This window comes from Nocardioides sp. (genome assembly GCF_050246775.1).
Classification (GTDB): domain Bacteria; phylum Actinomycetota; class Actinomycetes; order Propionibacteriales; family Nocardioidaceae; genus Nocardioides.
The window spans coordinates 13528-30684 of the sequence record NZ_JBFWVK010000005.1 but is presented as its reverse complement, the minus strand read 5'-3'; the positions used below and the strand labels follow the sequence as shown (position 1 = coordinate 30684).

Here is a 17157-nt window from a genome sequence, read left to right as displayed (position 1 = left end):
TGATGCCACGGCTAGGTTTGGCGGCGTGCAGATGATCACGGGGCCCCGAACCGGTCCGCTCGACGCCGACCAGGTGCTGGAGGCCTACCCCTGGCCGGCCGCCGGACGCTGGGTCCGGGCGATGATGGTGACCACCCTCGACGGGGCCGCAGCCGGGCCCGACGGACTCAGTGGCTCGATCTCCTCCGACGTCGACAAGGCCGTCTTCAACGCCGTACGGCGCCTGGCTGACGTCGTGCTCGTCGGCGCCGGGACCATCCGGGCCGAGCGCTACGGTCCGATGGTGGCCAAGCCCGAGGACGCCGATGCCCGAGCGGCCCAGGGCAGCGCGCCCGCGCCCGTCCTGGCGGTGGTCAGCCCCTCGCTCGACCTGCCGTGGGAGGAGCCCATGTTCGCGGAGTCCACGAGCCGGCCGATCGTGATCACGCTGTCGAGTGCCGACTCCCAGCGACTGGACGTCGCGCGGGAGCACGCCGAGGTGGTGGTGCTGGGGGACAGCCTCGACGTGGCGAGGCTGCTCGATCTTCTTGAGCAGCGGGGCCTGCGTCGCATCGTCTGCGAAGGTGGCCCGACCCTGCTCGCGTCGATCGCCTCCGAGGGTCTGCTCGACGAGGCCGACATCACCGTGTCGCCGATGTTCGCCGGGGGAGCGCACACCTCGCCCACTCCCGTCTTCACCAGCCCTGCCAGGTTCGACCTCGCCCACGTCATCATGGGCGACGGCTTCCTGATGAACCGCTACCTGAGGACCACCCGATGATCTCGCTGTCCGCGCTCGCACGGCTGGCTGCCGCGCACCCTGACGATCTCGAGCTGCCGGTCGCACCACTGCTGATCGGCGACCGCGTCTTCGACACCGACGACAGGCCGGTGGTCATGGGCACCGTCAACCTGTCGCGCGACTCGACCTACCGCGAGAGCGTCGCGATCTCCACGACCTCCGCCATCCGCAAGGCTCGCGTGCAGGCGGCCCAGGGTGCCGACCTCGTCGACGTCGGTGCGGAGTCCTCGACCGCGCGAGCCGCCCGGGTGGACCCCAGTGACCAGATCAAGGCCCTGGTGCCGGTGGTCGAGGCGCTGGCCGCCGACGACATCCTGGTGTCGGCGGAGAGCTATGCGCCGCCGGTCGTGCGGGCGACGTTGGAGGCGGGTGCGTCGGTGATCAACCTCACCGGTTCGGCCGACGACGTGGACATGTTCGACCTGGCGGCGGAGTTCGGCGCCACTGTGCTGATCTGCTTCGTCAAGGGATCCAACGTGCGCGAGATCACCTCGGCCACGGTCGACAACGACCCGTTCCCCGAGATGCTCGAGCAGTTCACCCGTCGCCTGGCCCTTGCCCGGGCGCGCGGGGTGGAACGGATCGTGATCGACCCCGGGATGGGGTTCTACTACGGCAACCTGACCGACCCCCTGACCCGGGCTCGCCACCAGGGCATGGTCATCCTCAACACCTTCCGGCTGCGCCGGCTGGGTGTGCCGATCTGTCACGCCATGCCGCACGCCTTCGATCTCTTCGAGGACGAGTTCCGCACCGCGGAGAGCTTCTTCGCGGTGCTGGCCAGTCTCGGCGGCACCGGAGTCTTCCGCACCCACGAGGTGCCGCGGGTGGCCGCTGTCCTCACCGCGATGCGCGAGCTCCAGGTCGGCTGATGGCCGCCTCGTCCGCCGGGCCGCTGGTGACTGCCGAGGCCCTCACACGGCTTCTCGGCGACGTGTCCGTGCTCGATGTCCGCTACCGGCTCGGTGGTCCTGCTGGACCCGAGGAGTTCGCGAGCGGTCACGTGCCGGGAGCAGCCTTCGTCGACCTGGACCGCGACCTCGCCGGCCCACCCGGCGCCGGCGGCCGGCACCCGCTCCCCGCGGTGGGCGCCTTCCAGGCGGCGATGCGCCGGGCCGGGGTCTGCAACGACCGACCCGTCGTGGTGTACGACGACTGGGCCGGTCACGCGGCCGCCCGCGCGTGGTGGTTGTTGCGGCACCACGGGCACCGCGACGTCCGGGTGCTCGACGGTGCCTGGTCAGGCTGGCGCGCGCTCGGGCTGGCGGTCGAGACCGGTCCCGGGTCGGTGCCGGGCGGTGACTTCAGTGCTGGCCCGGGCACGAGTGCCATGGTCGATGCGGCGGCGGTGCAGCGCGTGGGGGTGCTGATCGACGCTCGTGCGCCTGAGCGCTTCCGGGGTGAGACCGAACCCGTCGACCCGGTCGCTGGACACATCCCGGGAGCGGTGAACGTGCCGACGTCTCGCAACCTGACCGATCAGGGTCTCTTCAGGTCCGCCGAGGAACTGCGTGCCGTCTACGCCGAGGTGGGCGCGGTGCCAGGGGCGGACGTGGCGGCCTACTGCGGCTCCGGAGTGACGGCGGCCCATGACGTACTCGCCCTGGAGATCGCCGGGGTGCCGGCAGCGCTCTACCCCGGCAGCTGGAGCGAGTGGATCACTGATCCGACCCGACCCGTCAGTCCTGCTTCCCGCCGCCGAACATGATCTCGTCCCAGCTCGGCACGGACGCCCGGCCCTTCTTCTTGGCAGGACGCGGTGCAGGCTCGGGTTCGTCGGACACCGACGCCTCGTGGCCCAGGAGGTCGTCGGACAGGCTCACCTCGTGCTCGGCCGGCTCGTCGGCGAGCGGCTCGGGGGTGGCCTCGAGGTCGGAGTCGACGACCGGGTCCTCGCTGACCAGGCTCAAGGCGTCGCTGCCCAGTTCGTCGTCGGCCTCGGCGCTCAGCTCCCCGCCCAGGGGCAGCTGGTCCTCGGCGACCGACTGGAGCCGGCGCTGACGCGCCCGCTGGAGGTCGTCCTTGGCCCGTGGTGCCGCCTTGGCCACCGCCTCGCCCACGAGCCACTTGGCGTCCTCGTTGTCGAGAGTGACGTAGTTGCCCGGGGCATCGAAGGTGAAGGTGGCGGTGCCCTTGCGCTTGGGGGCCTCGAACACGCCCACCAGGGCCCACCGGCCGTCCTCACGGCGCCAGGCATCCCACTCGACGCTTGCCGGGTCGACGTTCTGGCTGCGCAACATCGCGGCGACGGCGTCGCCGAGGGTGCGGGCCCCACCGGCGTCGCCCGACGGGCGGCGTACCGAGGAGCGCTGTGCCCGCGAGGCCACATGGGCGCGTTCGGCGAGCACGGGGTTGGCGTAGGGCAGGATCCTGTCGACGGTGGTCTGGGCGGCTTGCGCCACCGCGTCGGGGCTCTCACCGGCCCGGATGCGTGCCTGGATGTCACGGGGGCGGAGTGCGCTGTCCATCTGAATCTCCAACTGGCCGAGTCGTGCATGTTCGCCGCGCAGCGCGGCCCGAAGTTTCGCATCGATGGCGAGGGAGAACTCCTCGCCCGCATCGCTGACCAGCAGAAGCCGCCTGTTGTCCTCGCTCAGCCCTGCGAGCGTGAGGTGCAACATCGGCGTCCTGTCCCTGATCGTCAAGCTTCCGGTGGGCCCGAGACTACGCCAGCAGCGGGACCCGGGGATGGAGCATTCGCGGCGCGCCAACCGATAACCTCCGAGCATGCCGTCGATGCTGGTCGTCCTCGATCTCGTGGGCATCTTCGTCTTCGCGATCTCGGGGGCCCTGGTGGCGGTGCGCAAGGACTACGACGTCTTCGGCGTCCTCTTCCTGGCCACCACCACCGGCCTGGGTGGCGGGTTCGTCCGTGACGTCCTGATCGGCGCCACCCCGCCGGCGGCACTGGCGGACTGGCGCTACCTGCTGGTGCCGATCGCCGCGGGACTGGTGACCTTCGCCTTCCACTCCGGACTGGGGCGCCAGGAGCGCCTGATCAACGTGTTCGACGCCTTCGGGCTGTCGCTGTTCTGTGTGACCGGTGCGCTGAAGGCCGTCGACTACGGGCTGGGTCCGGTGCCCGCGGCCCTGCTCGGCATGGTGACCGCCATCGGCGGCGGGGTGGCCCGCGACGTGTTGGCCAGCCGGGCGCCGGTGGTGTTCCGCAGCGAGCTCTACGCCACCCCCGCCCTCATCGGGGCGTCGATCGCGGTGGTCGGCGTCCGCCTGGAGCTTCCCTTGGGGCTGGTCGTCACGGTGGCTGCGACCAGTTGTCTCGTGCTCCGCCTGTTGGCCATGTGGCGAGACTGGCACGCACCCCTGCCCACGGGCTCCTCCAGCGTGTGAGTCAGTCGCCGAGCACCCGGCGCAGGTAGGGGTTGGTGAAGAGCCGGTCGGGGTCCAACCGGTCGCGCAACGCCTGGAAGTCGCCGAAGCGCGGGTAGGTCGCGGCGAGGTCCTCGGCTGTCCGGGTGTGCAGCTTCCCCCAGTGCGGACGGCCCCCGTGCTCCACCATCACCTGCTCGACCGCCCGGAAGTACGCCTCGTGGTCGGCGTCGCGGTGCACGTGGAAGGCCAGGTAGACGGAGTCCTGACCCTGGGCGGTGGACAGGGCGACGTCCTCCGCCGGGGCGCACCGGATCTCCACGGGGAAGCTGATCTTCCAGTCCGACGCGTCGATCACCCGGCGGGCCTCGCGCAACGCTGCCATCCCGGCGGCCCGTGGGACGGCGTACTCCATCTCGCGGAACACCACCGTTCGTCGTGCGACGAAGACGCGGTGGGCGGTGTCGCTGTAGGTGCGCGCGGTCAGGGCCCGCGCCGCGACCTCGTTGGCGCGGGGGATGGCTGCCGGCGCCAGGTTCAGGACCCGGGTCAGGGCGCCGAAGAAGGTGTTGGACAGGAAGTCGTCATCGAGCCAGCCGCGCCACCGCGACAGGGGCTCTGCCTCGCCGAGCGGCACGTCGAGCCGGTTGTTGGCCTTGATCAGCATCCGGTCGGTGTGGGGGAACCAGTAGAGGTCGACGTGATGGTTGGCATCGACGAGCTCGTCGTACGACGCGATCGTCTGCTCCCACGTGCCGGGCCGCTCGTCGGCCTCGAGAACGAAGAGCGGCTCGACCTGGAACGTCAGCGTGGTCAGGATGCCGAGAGCTCCGAGTCCGACGCGCGCCAGGTCGAACACGTCCGCGTTCTCGGTGGGGGAGGCGGCGATGACCTCTCCGGTGCCGGTCACGAGCTCGAGGGCCGCGAGCTGGGCGGCGAGCCCGGAGACCACCCCGCCGGTGCCGTGCGTGCCGGTTGAGACCGCACCCGCGAGGGTCTGCTCGGCGATGTCGCCCATGTTGTGCAGGCTCAGGCCGAGCCGTTCGAGCTCCGCGTTGAGGGTCTTGAGCTGGGTGCCGGCCAGGGCTGTCACCGTCATCGCCGTGCGATCCACCGCGACGATCCCGCCGAGATGGGTGGGGCGCAGCATCGTGTGCTCAGGAGCGGAGATCGCGGTGAAGCTGTGCCCGGTGCCGATCATCTTCACCGGCTGACCCAGCTCGCGGGCTGCCAGAACCGCGGTCACGATCTCGTCGGTGCTGCGCGGTTCGAGGGTACGGCGGGGGCTTGCCGTCTCCAGCCCTGCCCAGTTCTTCCACTCCGTCACGGGGCCGAGCCTAGATCCCGCAGGTGCGTATCAACCACGGGGTCTGCCTCCTCGTCTGGACAACGGGATGTCACAAACCGGACAATCTCACTCAGGCGGGAAGTCAAAGATGCGCGTCTACGAAGCACTTGTCCGAGGGCTGGAGAGCCTGGGAGTCGGGGCTGCCTTCGGCGGTGCCGGCGAGAACGCCGCGGGCCTGATGCTCGCGCTGAAGGACTCCGACACGATCCGGCCGGTCATCACCCGGCACGAGCAGGCAGCCTCGTTCATGGCCTGCGGCTATGCGATGTACACCGACCAGCTGGGGGTCTGCTTCGCCACTGCGGGACCGGGAGCCTTCAACCTGTTCTCGGGGCTGGGGATGGCGATGTCCGACTCCTACCCGGTGCTGGCCATCTCCGGCTATGCCGCCATGGAGTGGAGGGGCCGGGGGTCGCTGAACGAGACCTCGGGGCTCAATCGCACACCGGACTCGCAGGCGATGTTCGCCGCCACCACCAAGGGCTCCTTCCTGCTGACCGAGATCGACCGCACGATCGACGTGCTCGAGGAAGCGGTCAACCTGGCCTTCGAGGGCCGGCCCGGACCGGTCCACCTGCACGTGCCGGAGAACCTGACCCACCGTGGTCAGAGCGTCGAGAACTACCGCGACCCGCGACTCGACGTCGCTCCTGTGGTCGCGGACCCGACGGCGGTGCTGGCGGCCGCGGACACCCTCGCCACCGCGCTTGAGCGAGGCCAGCGGGTCGTCGTGCTCGCCGGGTTCGGCGCGATCCGCAGCCACGCCGGAGCCGAGGTCCGCCGGTTCATCGAACGCTTCCAGCTTCCGTTGGTCACCACGCTCGACGGGAAGGGGATCGTGTCCGAGGGTCATCCGCTGTCGGTGGGGGTCTTCAGCGACAGCGGCCATGCCAGCGCGTGGAAGGCCTTTCGCGAGGCCGACGTGGTGCTCGCCATCGGCAACGCGTTCAACCAGCACGCCACGTTCAACTACCGCGACGACCTGTTCACCGACAAGCTCCTCATCCACGTGAACATCTCCGCCAGTGAGATCGACAAGGCCTACAAGGCCGACCACGCGCTGGTCTCCGATGCCCGCACCGCCGTTGCCGCCCTCCACGCCGCCCTCGACTCCCGAGTCGGACCCCGGACGAAGATCGAGGTGGACGGACAGGACTGGGAGGCCAGGCGGGTCCCTCGGCTGCCCGGCAAGCTCCATCCCGGCCAGCTGGCCCAGGCGATCGGTCGGATGCTGCCGCCCGGAGGAGTCCTGCTCGGGGATGCAGGCGCACACTCGGCCTGGCTGGGCTACTACGTCGAGCTCGAGGAGGGCCAGAACTTCCGGAAAGCTGGGGAGTTCGGCCCCATGGCCGGCCACACCAACGGCGCTCTCGGCCTGCAGGTGGCCCACCCCGACCGCACCGTGGTCGTCGGCTGCGGCGACGGCTGCTACAACCTCTCGGGGTTCGAGCTGATGACCGCCGTGGAGCACGACCTGCCGGTGATCTGGGTCATCTTCGACGACCGCGAGTTCAAGCTCATCAAGATCTACCAGCTCGGCACCTACCTCGACTCCGGGCTCGTGGAGTTCGAGAACCCGGACTACGCCGCCTACGCCCGAGCCTGCGGTGCGGACGGCTACACCGTCGACAGCCTCGAGGAGTTCGAGGAGGCGTTCGCTGCGGCGCTCGCAGCCCGACGCCCGGCTCTGATCGACGCCCGGATCACCCGGTGGGCGATCCCGCACTACAGCCCATCACCGGACGGGGTCGTCGACGGCTTGGTCGAGACCCTGGAAGCGAGGTTCCGAGACTGATGACCATCCCCTCACCGACGCCCGACGGCGCAGCCTGGGCAGAGACCTACGCCGGCGGGAGCGCCGAGGCCGAACGCGCACAGTTCGAGCGGTTCGCGCGCCGGATCATGGCGGCGCAGGCCACGGCCAGGAAGAAGGCCAGCAGCCACGGCGTACCCCATGCACCGGCTCGGACCCTGCACGCGAAGGCCACCCTCGCCGTCGATGACGCCGAGCTGGTCTTCCGCGACGACCTTCCCCAGGACCTCTGCCACGGCTTCGCCCGACCAGGCGCGAGCTATCGGGCCACCGTCCGGTTCTCCAACGCATCCGGCACCGGTCAGCCCGACTTCGAGCCTGACCTGCGCGGGCTGGCGGTCCGGGTGCACGTCGATGAGACGACCGTCCATGACCTGTTGATGACGAACTTCCCCGTCTCGCACGCCCGCGACGCGCACCAGTTCGTGGAGTTCGCCGCGGCCACCGCCGGGGGCTCGCTGGGCCGGGCCCTCGGGATCCTGCACCTGACCCGCACCTTCGGGATCCGAGAAACCGTGCGGATGCTGCGCAACGTGACAACCGGACGGCGCCATCGGGTCGGCAGCATCGCCACGGAGACCTACTGGAGTCGCGGAGCCATGCGGTGGGGGCCGACGTTGGCGGTCCGCTACCTGGCCCGACCCGCCGCCGGAGCCCCACCGGCCCCGCCACCGTCCTCGACGGACCCGGCGTACCTGTCCCACGAGGCCGCGGGGCGCATCGCCGCCGGCGGCCTGGCGATGGAGCTGTGTGTCCAGCGCTACGTCGACCCTGTCGTCACTCCGATCGAGGACACCTCGGTGGAGTGGGCCGAACAGCGGACGCCGGCAGAGCCAGTGGCCGTGCTGCGGATCGCGCAGGGCTCGGTGACCTCCGTGGAGGCTCAGACCACAGCGGCGGCCATCGAGTCCTTGGCCTTCAACCCGTGGAACACCACCGACCTGTTCCGCCCGCTGGGCAATCTCAACCGGGCCCGCAAGGCGGCGTACGACGCCAGTGCAGCGGTGCGTGGCGGCCTGCGGTGGCACACGGAGGTCCCGGTGCGCAACGAGATCCTCGGGGCGGGGGCGCGCGCGGTCTTCTCGGTGGTCAACCGCTGGGTCCCGTGGCACCGGCTGCCCGTCCGGCTCGCCGTCCTCAACCTCGAGGCGTACCGGCACGTGCTGCGCCGCGACAACCTCATCGACACCGAACCACGTGAGGCGCCGCCGGCGCCGCGCTCCGTGGCGGGCGCACCCGCGGAGTCCTCTCGCCTGGCGCGCACCTGGGACGGTCGCGACAACGACCTGTCAGCGCCCGCGATGGGAGCGGTGGGGGCGGCCTTCGGTCGCAATCTCCCAGCCGACTACCGGCCCGACCTGTTCGACGAGCCGAACCCGGTCACGGTCAGCGACGTGCTGCTGACCCGCAACGAGTTCCTCCCGGCCCGCTCCCTGAACCTGCTGGCCGCCGCCTGGATCCAGTTCCAGGTCCACGACTGGGTCAACCATGCCCGCCATCCGTTGGGCGTCGCTGACGTGGAGGTGCCTCTGCCCGGGGACCGGACCTGGCACAACACCCCCGGCGGGCCTCCCGAACGACGGATGCGCATCGCTGGAAACCAGGCGCTGGCCACCGATGCCGACGGCACGCAGCGGCTCTTCGCCGACGCCGCCTCGCACTGGTGGGACGGCTCGGAGGTGTACGGCGCGGACGAGGCGAAGGCCAACCTGCTGCGCGAGGGTGCGAAGCTGCGGCTCACCGATCACGGCTACCTGCCCGAGGACAGCTCGGGCATGGAGGTCACCGGCTTCAACGAGAGCTGGTGGCTGGGCCTGAGCGGGCTGCACACCCTCTTCGCGCGTGAGCACAACGTGATCTGTGACGAGCTGCGCGCGCACTACCGGGGCTGGAGCGACGAGCGGGTCTACCAGACCGCCCGCCTGGTGGTCTCGGCCCTCATCGCCAAGATCCACACCGTCGAATGGACCCCGGCCATCCTGGCCACCGAGGCCATCGACCTGGGGCTCAAGGCCAACTGGAACGGGCCACCGTCGGCGGACTGGCTCACCAAGCTCGGCATCTGGCTGCTGGACTCCCATGCCAGCGTCGGGATTCCGGCCACCACCCCGGACCACCACGGAGTGCCCTACTCCCTCACCGAGGACTTCGTGACCGTGTACCGGCTGCACCCGCTGATCCCCGACGACTACCGACTGCTCGACCACAGCACCGGCAGTCTGCTGGGCGATCGGTCGTTCCTCGACATCGCCGGGACCCGGGCGGATGAGGAGCTGCGCTCGATGGGACTGGAGAACCTCCTGTACTCGTTCGGGGTCGCCCATCCCGGGGCGATCACGCTCAACAACTACCCGCGCGCCCTGCAGGGCTTCGAGCGCAACGGGGAGCGCATCGACCTGTCGGTGGTGGACCTCGTGCGCTCGCGGCGCCGCGGCATCCCGCGCTACAACGATTTCAGGACCGGGCTGCACAAGCCGCGCCTGAGGTCCTTCGACGAGCTGTCGGACGACCCCGAGACGGTACGTCGGCTGCGCGAGGTCTACCGCCACGTCGACGAGGTCGACACCATGGTGGGGCTGTTCGCCGAGACTCCTCCGGAAGGATTCGGCTTCTCCGACACGGCGTTCCGGATCTTCATCCTGATGGCGTCACGACGGCTGCAGAGCGACCGGTTCCTCACGGTGGACTTCCGCCCGGAGATCTACTCCCCGCTGGGGATGGACTGGGTCGCCACGAACACGATGAGCAGCATCATCCTGCGCCACTGCCCGGACGTGGCCACCCTGCTGCCGCGCAACCAGAGCCCGTTCGCACCCTGGCGCATGCGGGTGCCGACCGATCGGAGGCCGTGATGGTCCAGCACGACGCCCAGCCGCACGCGGGCCTGGAGGCACTGAGCTCCCGGCCGCTGGTGAGCTCGATCTGGCAGCGGCGGACCCACCGGGTGAGTCGGGGCAGCTCAGTGGACGCCGGCTCGATGAGCTACGCGTCCCAGGAGCCGCGCACGCCCCTGACCGAGCTCGAGGAGGCGATCCTGATCTCGCTCACGGGCTGCACGGGACTGACCATGCCGGACCGGCCGTTCGCAGATCCGCGTGACCACAAGCCGATCATGGCCAAACCCAACCTCACCATGGCCGGTCGGACCGCTGGGAGCCCCGACAACGCCCAGGGCACGCACTTCCTGATGATCAACGACAGTGGCACCTACTACCTGCGCAAGCTGCCCCCGGCCGAGGACGGCGCGTCGGTCTGGGACGCCGACGCACTGCTGGCCCGGGCGGCTCAGGCGAAGGTGAAGCTCCTGGGGCATCGCATCGACGTGCCCGACGGCAACCGGGACTTCCCGGCGTACCTGGACTCGAACCGCTTCTTGTCGAACCTGCCCGGAACCACCCTCCTCTTTCCGGTCGTGGACCTGTCGCGGCAGTACATCAACGGACTGATGTATCTGCTCACGCAACCGGAGGGTGCCCGTCCCACCATCGTGGACGACCGCAACTTCTACCGGATGGCCGGCGTGAAGTCGTGGGTGCGCAATGGCTTCCTGAACGAGGACCTGAAGCTGCCGCTGGGCACCCTGTGGGCGATGCGCACCCAGATCGAGGCCGACCTGCTGCTGCAGAACCTGATGCTCACCGCCGACGCGATGGGGCTGGGCGCGTGGATCCACGCCTCCCTGGCGCCCCCGGTGCTGCTCGGGGACCCGAAGTTCCGCAAGCGCTACGGCGCCATGCTCGGCTTCGACTGGGTGACCCCGCGATGGAAGCCGATCGATGCCCTGCGCTGGCAGGTCCCGGTGCCGTGGCACGCCGACCTGCGCGCGCATCCCGTCGGCCTGCGGCACCAGGGTGAGCACCTGATCAAGGCGATGTGTCCCCCCAACTACCCGTCGATGAACGAGGCTGTCGACGCCGTGGTGGCCGACAAGTTCGGCCCGCGGGGCATCTATGCCGACGAGGCGCTGTTCGCGCGGATCTATCGCGGGGAGTTCGGGGCCCGCTACCTGGAGGAGGCCAGCAACTACACCGAGGACGTGATCGCGTGCACCCGCGACATCTGCACCTACATCCACCAGACCCATGGCCGCTTCCCGGCTCACACCGAGGCCATCCACGTGCCCGGGGTCTGGCTGCAGGCCCATCACGTCGAGGAGGCCTACTACGAGAAGTTCTTCCGCGCCGGACTCACCGACGCCCATCGCTCCCACAACAGCACCTGGCACTGAGTCAGGAAGGTGGCCGCTCGCGCTCGGCCGGCAGCAGCACGCCGAACAGGGCGCCGAGGACCCCGCCGCCGACGGTGACCAGGTAGGCCGTCGAGGATCCGAGCTCGTCGATCACCACGCCGGCCAGCGCCGCGCCCAGGGCCACGCCGGCGGCGATGCCGGTCTGCAGCACCGACATGCCCTCGGTGAGCCGGGGCCGGGGGAGCACGTGCTCGGCCAGCGACATGGTGGCGATCAGGGTCGGCGAGATCGCGAAACCGGCCAGGAACAGCACCGGGGCGAGCAGCCAGAAGGTGCCGATCACCACCATGGGGACCATCAGCACGGTGAGGGCCATCATGCCGACCTGGAGCCGCCGCGTCATCGACGACTTCCACACGATCGCTCCCGAGATCAGCCCCGACAGCAGGCTCCCGAAGGCCCACAGTGCCAGGAGCACCCCGGCGAGCGCCTTGTGCCCGAGGTCCTCGCTGACCGCGACCGTGACCACTTCGGCGGATCCGAACAGCACCCCCAAGGCGAAGATCGCTCCCGTGAGCGGGGCCAGGGTGCGCCACGGCAGGGCGCTGCGCGGGCCCTCGACGACGCTGTGACGTCCTGCCGGCGGTTCGGTACGCCGCTGGCTGGCCAGGCTCAGGGTGCCCACCAGGCCGGCCAGGGTCGCCGTGGCGAGGCCGGCCACCGGGTGCCAGCTGGTGGCCAGCAGCGTGACGACGGTGGGTCCCAGCACGAAGCAGGACTCGTCGACCACGGCCTCGAGGGAGAAGGCCGTGTGGAGCTCCTGCTCGTCGTCGAGCAGGTGGGACCAGCGGGCCCGCACGCAGGAGCCGACCGGAGGCATCGAGGCTCCGGCGAGGGCGGCGAAGACATGGGGGAGCGGCACGGTCCAGTCCGCCTCCACGGCCCAGGCCATGAGCGCGATCGAGATCGCGGAGACGGTGATCGCGGCCGACAGCATCCGGTGTTGGCCGAAGTGGTCGATGAGCCGGCCCTGCACGATCGCGACCACTGCGTTGGCCAGCACGTAGGCCGCCGAGACCGATCCGGCCAGCGAGTAGGACCCACTCTGCGCGGAGACCTGGAGGACGATGCCCAGACCGATCATGGACATCGGCAACCGGCCCAGGAAGCCGCTGGAACTGAAGGCCACGGCACCCGGGTGCGCGAGCACCCGGCGGTAGGTCTGCAGCATGTCCGGATCCTCGCAGTGCGCGGCCGCCGACGGCCAATCACCGCCCCCTTCCTAGGATGAGTGCATGTCCGAAACCTCCCCGTACGACGCCGTGTTGCTGGTCTCCTTCGGAGGTCCCGAGAAGCCCGAGGACGTGGTGCCGTTCCTGGAGAACGTGACCCGCGGTCGGGGCATCCCGCGCGAGCGGCTCGAACAGGTGGGGGAGCACTACTTCCTGTTCGGTGGGCGATCGCCGATCAACGACCAGAACCGTGAGTTCCTGGCGGCACTGCGTGAGGACCTGTCCGGAGCCGGGATCGACCTCCCGGTCTACTGGGGCAACCGCAACTGGGACCCCTACCTCGCCGAGACCGTGCAGCAGATGGCCGACGACGGCATCACCAGGGCCGCGGTCTTCGCGACCAGCGCGTACTCGTCGTACTCCTCGTGCCGGCAGTACCGCGAGAACCTGTACGACGCCACCGTTGCCGTCCAGGGAGCCCCGGTCCTCGACAAGCTGCGCACCTACTTCAACCACCCCGGCTTCGTCGAGCCTTCGGTCGACGCCACCCTGGCGTCCCTGGCCGCCCTGCCGGAGGCGGTCCGCGACGAGGCCCACCTGGCCTTCGTCACCCACTCCATCCCCACGTCGATGAACGACGGCAGCGGTGGTGAGGATGGCGGCGCCTACGTGGAGCAGCACCGGAGCGTGATGGCGGAGGTCGTGGAGCGCGTGCGCCAGGAGACCGGCCAGCGCCACGACCACGCCCTGGTCTACTGCTCGCGCTCGGGAGCGCCACACATCCCCTGGCTCGAGCCCGACATCAACGACCACCTCAAGGGACTCACCGCACCGGCGGTCGTGGTGGTCCCCATCGGTTTCGTCTCCGACCACATGGAGGTCGTCTACGACCTCGACACCGAAGCCGCGGCCACCGCTGCGGAGCTCGGGCTGCCGTTCGAGCGCGCGGCCACCGCGGGACTGGATCCCCGCTTCGTGGCCGTCGTGCGCGACCTGCTCCTCGAACGTGCCGCCGTCGAACGCGGCGAGCCGGTGTCCCGGGCCACCGTGGGCGGGCTTCCGCCGCGACCCGACCTGTGCTTCGTGGGGTGCTGTCCCAACCCACGCAGCGAGCGTCCGGCCCTGTGCGGAGCGGGGCGATGAGCACCGCGGCTGCCCGGCCCGGCGACCTGCGCGACCTCGCACTGGACGTGGCGCGCCAGGCCGCCGAGCTGGCGCGCGGTCGCAGGGCGGCCGGCGTCGAGGTGGCGGCCACCAAGACCTCCGCCACCGACGTCGTCACCGAGGCGGACCGAGCCACCGAACTGCTGATCCGCGAGCTCATCGCCCGACAACGCCCCGACGACGCCTTCCTCGGCGAGGAGGGTGACGATGTGGCCGGCTCCTCCGGGGTGCGCTGGATCGTGGATCCGATCGACGGCACCGTCAACTTCCTGTACGGCATGCCCCACTACGCCGTGTCGATCGCGGCCGAGGTGGAGGGCGAGGTGGTGGCCGGCGTGGTCCTCAACGCCCACACCGGCACCGAGTACGTGGCCGTGCGTGGCGAGGGAGCCACCCGCGACGGCACGCCACTGCGGGTGCGGGACAAGGCGCCCCTGACGCACCGCCTGCTGGGCACGGGGTTCTCCTACATCATCGAGGCGCGCGTGCTCCAGGCCGAGGCGCTGGTCCGGCTGCTGCCGCGGATCCGCGACGTACGCCGCTACGGCTCCAGCGCCCTCGACGTGTGCATGGTCGCCGAGGGGAGGGCCGACGGCTACTACGAGGAAGGCGTCCACCACTGGGACTACGCCGCGTCGGTGCTCATCGCCACCGAGGCCGGGGCCGCCCATCGACTCACCGAGGGTCGTTGGGGCGGGAAGGCGCTGGTCTGTGCCCCCGCCGACGGGTTCGACGAACTCGTCACACTGCTCGACGAAGTCGGCATGTTTGGGGAATAGCGAGAGCCTCTGCACCGTTTGGGCGACACGGCATGTGGACGGCGCGTGCAGAAAGCGCGCGGATGGTGCACAATCGCGGCGCCGTCACGACGCGATTCGACGCCCGGGCAGACGTGCACAACGCAGTGAGACAGACGTGACGGACGGGATCGCCCCGCTGAAGGAGAAAAATGGCAACTGACTACGACGCACCGCGCAAGAACGACGACGACCAGGGCGAAGAGAGCATTGAAGAACTGAAGGCTCGCCGCCACGACAAGAACTCGGGCAAGGTCGACGAGGACGAGGCCGAAGCGGCTGAATCCTTCGAGCTGCCCGGTGCCGACCTGTCCCACGAGGAGCTGGCCGTCACGGTCATGCCTCGACAGGACGACGAATTCACCTGCATGAGCTGCTTCCTGGTGCACCACCGCAGTCAGCTGGCTGACGCCGACAAGCTGATCTGCAAGGACTGTGCCTGAGAGCACCGCAACACAAGAAGGCCGCATCCGTTCCTCGGATGCGGCCTTTCTCGTTGGTGCTCAGGCGTCGGCCTGCAGGTCCGGTGGGAGCTTGCCGGTGGACTTGGCGTAGTAGTTGGCGGCCTTGCGCGTCGCCAACATCCGGGCCAGCGCGATCAGGGTGCCGCTGACGGCGGCCCAGGTCACCGCCTCCCACAGGTCGACGTCCGGGTCGGCAGGGTTGGCCGGAGGTTGCTTGCCGGTGGTGGCCTTCCAGGTCGAGGTGACCACCTTCTTGGCAACGGCCGCGGCCGCAAGGGCCGAGATGAGCGAGAAGATCGACCAGACCTTCGATGAATCCGATGCCATTGAGTCCTCCTTGTTGGCCAACAGCACAAACCCTACCCAGCAGTCGTGCCCTGCAGCGCCGCCGCCAAACGTTCGGGCTGACGCGTGGACACCAGCCAGTAGGGAGCGGGGTCGGCCGGGTCGAGGATCTCCACCCGGACCGATCGCTTCAGATAAGGCCGGAGCAGCAGGAACGCTCGGGCGTCCGCGTCCCGTCCGGCCGTACGCCGGGTCCCTTCCGCGTCCAGGGCGACGATCTCGCCCACCAGGTGGAGGCTGATGTGGGCCGGCCCGGCACGGAACTCACCGTCGACGACGCTGACCCGCACTCCGCCGTACGACACGAAGCCGGCCACCAGCAACAGCATCGCCACGCCGGCCACCGCGCCGGCGATCACCGGGCCAGCAGCCACGACGACGGCGAGCCAGAGGGTCGCGATGAGCATCGTCCCCTGCACCCACCACCGCAGCGGGACGGAGAGGCGTTCGGTGTACTGCACCCGCCAAGCCTGTCACCTGCCGGTGTGCGGGGGACCGGTAGGGTCGCGCAACGTGCCACCTGACAATCACCCCATCGCACGCCCCGACGACCAGCCCCGTGATGACCCCGGCCTCGAGATCCTCCTTGTCCGTCTCGATCCGGGGCTTCCGCCGCCTGCCTACGCACACCCCGGCGATGCTGGCGCCGACCTGCGCACCACCGTCGATGTGACCCTGGCGCCGTTCGAGCGCCGGCTGGTGCCCACCGGCATCGCTCTAGCGCTCCCGCTGGGCTGCGTCGGTCTCGTGCACCCTCGCTCCGGCCTTGCCGCGAAGCATGGCCTGTCGATCGTCAACGCGCCCGGTACGATCGATGCGGGCTACCGGGGCGAGATCCAGGTCTGCCTGATCAATCTCGACCCGCACACCCCGATCCAGCTCCAGCGCGGGGACCGCATCGCCCAGCTGGTCGTTCAGCGTCATGAACGCGCGGTGTTCATCGAGGTCGACGACCTTTCTGCCTCGGAGCGCGGCACCGGGGGCTACGGTTCTACTGGAGGGTTCGGCGACCGGTCCGGGTCGTCGTCGGAGGTCAAGGAGAGTTGAAGGCGATGTTCCGTCGAAAGCAGGCTGCCGAGGTCGAGGGCTCGCTCGGGCCCACGCCCGAGGAGATGCCGGGGTTCGACCTCAGCGCCGGACCCTGGGACGTCAGCGAGATCGACCTCGAGGACGGTGTCGAACGGGTCGACCTCGGTGGACTCCTGGTCGCTCCCAGCCCGGGACGTGAACTGCGGCTTCAGGTCGACGAGGCGACGCAGACGGTGCAGTCGGTCCTGATCGCCAACGATGACGGTGCCATCGAGCTGCGTCCGTTCGCGGCGCCCCGCAACGGCGACCTGTGGAGCGACATCCGCCCGCAGATCGCTGAGGACATGGAGCGCCGAGGCGGACAGGTCACCGAGCGCGAGGGCGCGCTCGGGGTGGAGCTCGTCGGTTGGGTCCCGGTCCAGGTGGCCGAGGGCCAGGTCGCTGAACAGCCTTCCCGGATCGTCGGCATCAACGGGGAGCGGTGGTTGTTGCGCGCGACGTTCCTGGGTGAGCCGGCCACCAACCCGGACGACTCGGCCGACTGGGAGGCTGTGCTCGGCAGCGTCATCGTGCGTCGTGGCAGTGCTGCCATGCCCGTGGGCGATCCCTTGCCGTTGGTCCTGCCGCCGCAGGCCCGCCGGCAGGCCTGAGCGTCCAGGACGAGGCAG

At 70.0% G+C, this 17157-nt stretch carries 17 protein-coding genes; 12 read left to right on the top strand and 5 right to left on the bottom strand.

All coding sequences use genetic code 11. The features are described 5' to 3' along the window. Positions 1-31: 31 nt before the first annotated feature. The 3 genes from AB7I40_RS18760 to AB7I40_RS18750 are packed head-to-tail and all read left to right on the top strand — an operon-like array spanning position 32 to position 2489. On the top strand, positions 32-760 hold the full coding sequence (locus tag AB7I40_RS18760) for a dihydrofolate reductase family protein (protein ID WP_428346894.1): 729 nt from the start codon (positions 32-34) through the stop codon (positions 758-760). Then, positions 757-1653, top strand: coding sequence for a dihydropteroate synthase (locus AB7I40_RS18755; RefSeq protein ID WP_428346774.1), 897 nt, complete (start codon positions 757-759; stop codon positions 1651-1653). The genes AB7I40_RS18760 and AB7I40_RS18755 overlap by 4 nt, the downstream gene beginning before the upstream one ends. After that, positions 1653-2489 (top strand): sulfurtransferase, encoded by an 837-nt coding sequence (locus tag AB7I40_RS18750; protein ID WP_428346773.1) that lies wholly within the window; start codon positions 1653-1655, stop codon positions 2487-2489. Before AB7I40_RS18755 ends, AB7I40_RS18750 begins: the two co-directional genes overlap by 1 nt. On the opposite strand, the gene sepH is transcribed toward AB7I40_RS18750, so the two are convergent. Beyond that, positions 2461-3402 carry a septation protein SepH gene (sepH, locus tag AB7I40_RS18745; protein ID WP_428346772.1) on the bottom strand — a complete coding sequence of 314 codons (942 nt, stop codon included), beginning with the start codon at positions 3400-3402 and terminating at the stop codon, positions 2461-2463. The two genes, AB7I40_RS18750 and sepH, sit on opposite strands and share 29 nt — an antisense overlap. Before the next feature lie 106 nt (positions 3403-3508). On the opposite strand from sepH, the gene AB7I40_RS18740 reads away from it, so the two are divergent. Next, complete coding sequence (locus AB7I40_RS18740) at positions 3509-4129, top strand: trimeric intracellular cation channel family protein (protein ID WP_428346771.1); 621 nt, start codon at positions 3509-3511, stop codon at positions 4127-4129. 1 nt (position 4130) lies between these two features. Here AB7I40_RS18740 and AB7I40_RS18735 read toward each other — a convergent pair whose 3' ends face one another. Next, positions 4131-5435: a D-arabinono-1,4-lactone oxidase gene (locus tag AB7I40_RS18735; RefSeq protein WP_428346770.1), complete on the bottom strand. Its 1305-nt coding sequence runs from the start codon at positions 5433-5435 to the stop codon at positions 4131-4133. Between the two features lie 109 nt (positions 5436-5544). Between AB7I40_RS18735 and AB7I40_RS18730 the strand changes: the two genes are divergently transcribed. From AB7I40_RS18730 to AB7I40_RS18720, 3 genes are read left to right on the top strand one after another with little or no spacing between them, the layout of a single operon-like run. Next, positions 5545-7251, top strand: a complete 1707-nt coding sequence (locus AB7I40_RS18730; RefSeq protein WP_428346769.1) for a thiamine pyrophosphate-binding protein — start codon at positions 5545-5547, stop codon at positions 7249-7251. Then, entirely contained in the window at positions 7251-10121 is a 2871-nt protein-coding gene (locus tag AB7I40_RS18725; protein WP_428346768.1) for a peroxidase family protein, read from the top strand. Before AB7I40_RS18730 ends, AB7I40_RS18725 begins: the two co-directional genes overlap by 1 nt. Then, positions 10121-11497 carry a hypothetical protein gene (locus AB7I40_RS18720; RefSeq protein ID WP_428346767.1) on the top strand — a complete coding sequence of 459 codons (1377 nt, stop codon included), beginning with the start codon at positions 10121-10123 and terminating at the stop codon, positions 11495-11497. Before AB7I40_RS18725 ends, AB7I40_RS18720 begins: the two co-directional genes overlap by 1 nt. Position 11498: 1 nt before the next feature. Here the strand turns inward: AB7I40_RS18720 and AB7I40_RS18715 are convergent, their stop codons facing one another. Then, a complete protein-coding gene (locus tag AB7I40_RS18715; RefSeq protein WP_428346765.1) occupies positions 11499-12689 on the bottom strand; it encodes an MFS transporter in 1191 nt (396 codons plus the stop codon). A gap of 64 nt (positions 12690-12753) precedes the next feature. On the opposite strand from AB7I40_RS18715, the gene AB7I40_RS18710 reads away from it, so the two are divergent. From AB7I40_RS18710 to AB7I40_RS18700, 3 genes are all read left to right on the top strand, one after another. Then, positions 12754-13833, top strand: a complete 1080-nt coding sequence (locus AB7I40_RS18710; protein WP_428346764.1) for a ferrochelatase — start codon at positions 12754-12756, stop codon at positions 13831-13833. Next, positions 13830-14633 (top strand): inositol monophosphatase family protein, encoded by an 804-nt coding sequence (locus tag AB7I40_RS18705; RefSeq protein WP_428346763.1) that lies wholly within the window; start codon positions 13830-13832, stop codon positions 14631-14633. Before AB7I40_RS18710 ends, AB7I40_RS18705 begins: the two co-directional genes overlap by 4 nt. Positions 14634-14803: 170 nt before the next feature. Beyond that, positions 14804-15094: a DUF4193 domain-containing protein gene (locus tag AB7I40_RS18700; protein ID WP_428346762.1), complete on the top strand. Its 291-nt coding sequence runs from the start codon at positions 14804-14806 to the stop codon at positions 15092-15094. A 60-nt stretch (positions 15095-15154) separates the two neighbouring features. Here the strand turns inward: AB7I40_RS18700 and AB7I40_RS18695 are convergent, their stop codons facing one another. Both AB7I40_RS18695 and AB7I40_RS18690 read right to left on the bottom strand, forming a co-directional pair. Beyond that, positions 15155-15442 carry a DUF4235 domain-containing protein gene (locus AB7I40_RS18695; RefSeq protein ID WP_428346761.1) on the bottom strand — a complete coding sequence of 96 codons (288 nt, stop codon included), beginning with the start codon at positions 15440-15442 and terminating at the stop codon, positions 15155-15157. 32 nt (positions 15443-15474) lie between these two features. Then, a complete protein-coding gene (locus tag AB7I40_RS18690; RefSeq protein ID WP_428346760.1) occupies positions 15475-15921 on the bottom strand; it encodes a DUF3093 domain-containing protein in 447 nt (148 codons plus the stop codon). A gap of 118 nt (positions 15922-16039) precedes the next feature. Here AB7I40_RS18690 and dut point away from each other — a divergent pair, with 118 nt between their 5' ends. Continuing rightward, positions 16040-16507 carry a dUTP diphosphatase gene (gene dut, locus AB7I40_RS18685; RefSeq protein ID WP_428346893.1) on the top strand — a complete coding sequence of 156 codons (468 nt, stop codon included), beginning with the start codon at positions 16040-16042 and terminating at the stop codon, positions 16505-16507. 5 nt (positions 16508-16512) lie between these two features. Continuing rightward, positions 16513-17139: a DUF3710 domain-containing protein gene (locus tag AB7I40_RS18680; RefSeq protein ID WP_428346759.1), complete on the top strand. Its 627-nt coding sequence runs from the start codon at positions 16513-16515 to the stop codon at positions 17137-17139. The last annotated feature ends 18 nt before the right edge of the window (positions 17140-17157 follow it).

What these genes read in the sequence shown, in the direction of transcription:
- AB7I40_RS18760 (WP_428346894.1), top strand. Translation starts at nt 32, where the DNA reads ATGATCACGGGGCCCCGAACCGGTCCGCTCGACGCCGACCAGGTGCTG.
- AB7I40_RS18755 (WP_428346774.1), top strand. Translation starts at nt 757, where the DNA reads ATGATCTCGCTGTCCGCGCTCGCACGGCTGGCTGCCGCGCACCCTGAC.
- AB7I40_RS18750 (WP_428346773.1), top strand. Translation starts at nt 1,653, where the DNA reads ATGGCCGCCTCGTCCGCCGGGCCGCTGGTGACTGCCGAGGCCCTCACA.
- sepH (WP_428346772.1), bottom strand. Translation starts at nt 3,402, where the DNA reads ATGTTGCACCTCACGCTCGCAGGGCTGAGCGAGGACAACAGGCGGCTT.
- AB7I40_RS18740 (WP_428346771.1), top strand. Translation starts at nt 3,509, where the DNA reads ATGCCGTCGATGCTGGTCGTCCTCGATCTCGTGGGCATCTTCGTCTTC.
- AB7I40_RS18730 (WP_428346769.1), top strand. Translation starts at nt 5,545, where the DNA reads ATGCGCGTCTACGAAGCACTTGTCCGAGGGCTGGAGAGCCTGGGAGTC.
- AB7I40_RS18725 (WP_428346768.1), top strand. Translation starts at nt 7,251, where the DNA reads ATGACCATCCCCTCACCGACGCCCGACGGCGCAGCCTGGGCAGAGACC.
- AB7I40_RS18720 (WP_428346767.1), top strand. Translation starts at nt 10,121, where the DNA reads ATGGTCCAGCACGACGCCCAGCCGCACGCGGGCCTGGAGGCACTGAGC.
- AB7I40_RS18715 (WP_428346765.1), bottom strand. Translation starts at nt 12,689, where the DNA reads ATGCTGCAGACCTACCGCCGGGTGCTCGCGCACCCGGGTGCCGTGGCC.
- AB7I40_RS18710 (WP_428346764.1), top strand. Translation starts at nt 12,754, where the DNA reads ATGTCCGAAACCTCCCCGTACGACGCCGTGTTGCTGGTCTCCTTCGGA.
- AB7I40_RS18705 (WP_428346763.1), top strand. Translation starts at nt 13,830, where the DNA reads ATGAGCACCGCGGCTGCCCGGCCCGGCGACCTGCGCGACCTCGCACTG.
- AB7I40_RS18700 (WP_428346762.1), top strand. Translation starts at nt 14,804, where the DNA reads ATGGCAACTGACTACGACGCACCGCGCAAGAACGACGACGACCAGGGC.
- AB7I40_RS18695 (WP_428346761.1), bottom strand. Translation starts at nt 15,442, where the DNA reads ATGGCATCGGATTCATCGAAGGTCTGGTCGATCTTCTCGCTCATCTCG.
- AB7I40_RS18680 (WP_428346759.1), top strand. Translation starts at nt 16,513, where the DNA reads ATGTTCCGTCGAAAGCAGGCTGCCGAGGTCGAGGGCTCGCTCGGGCCC.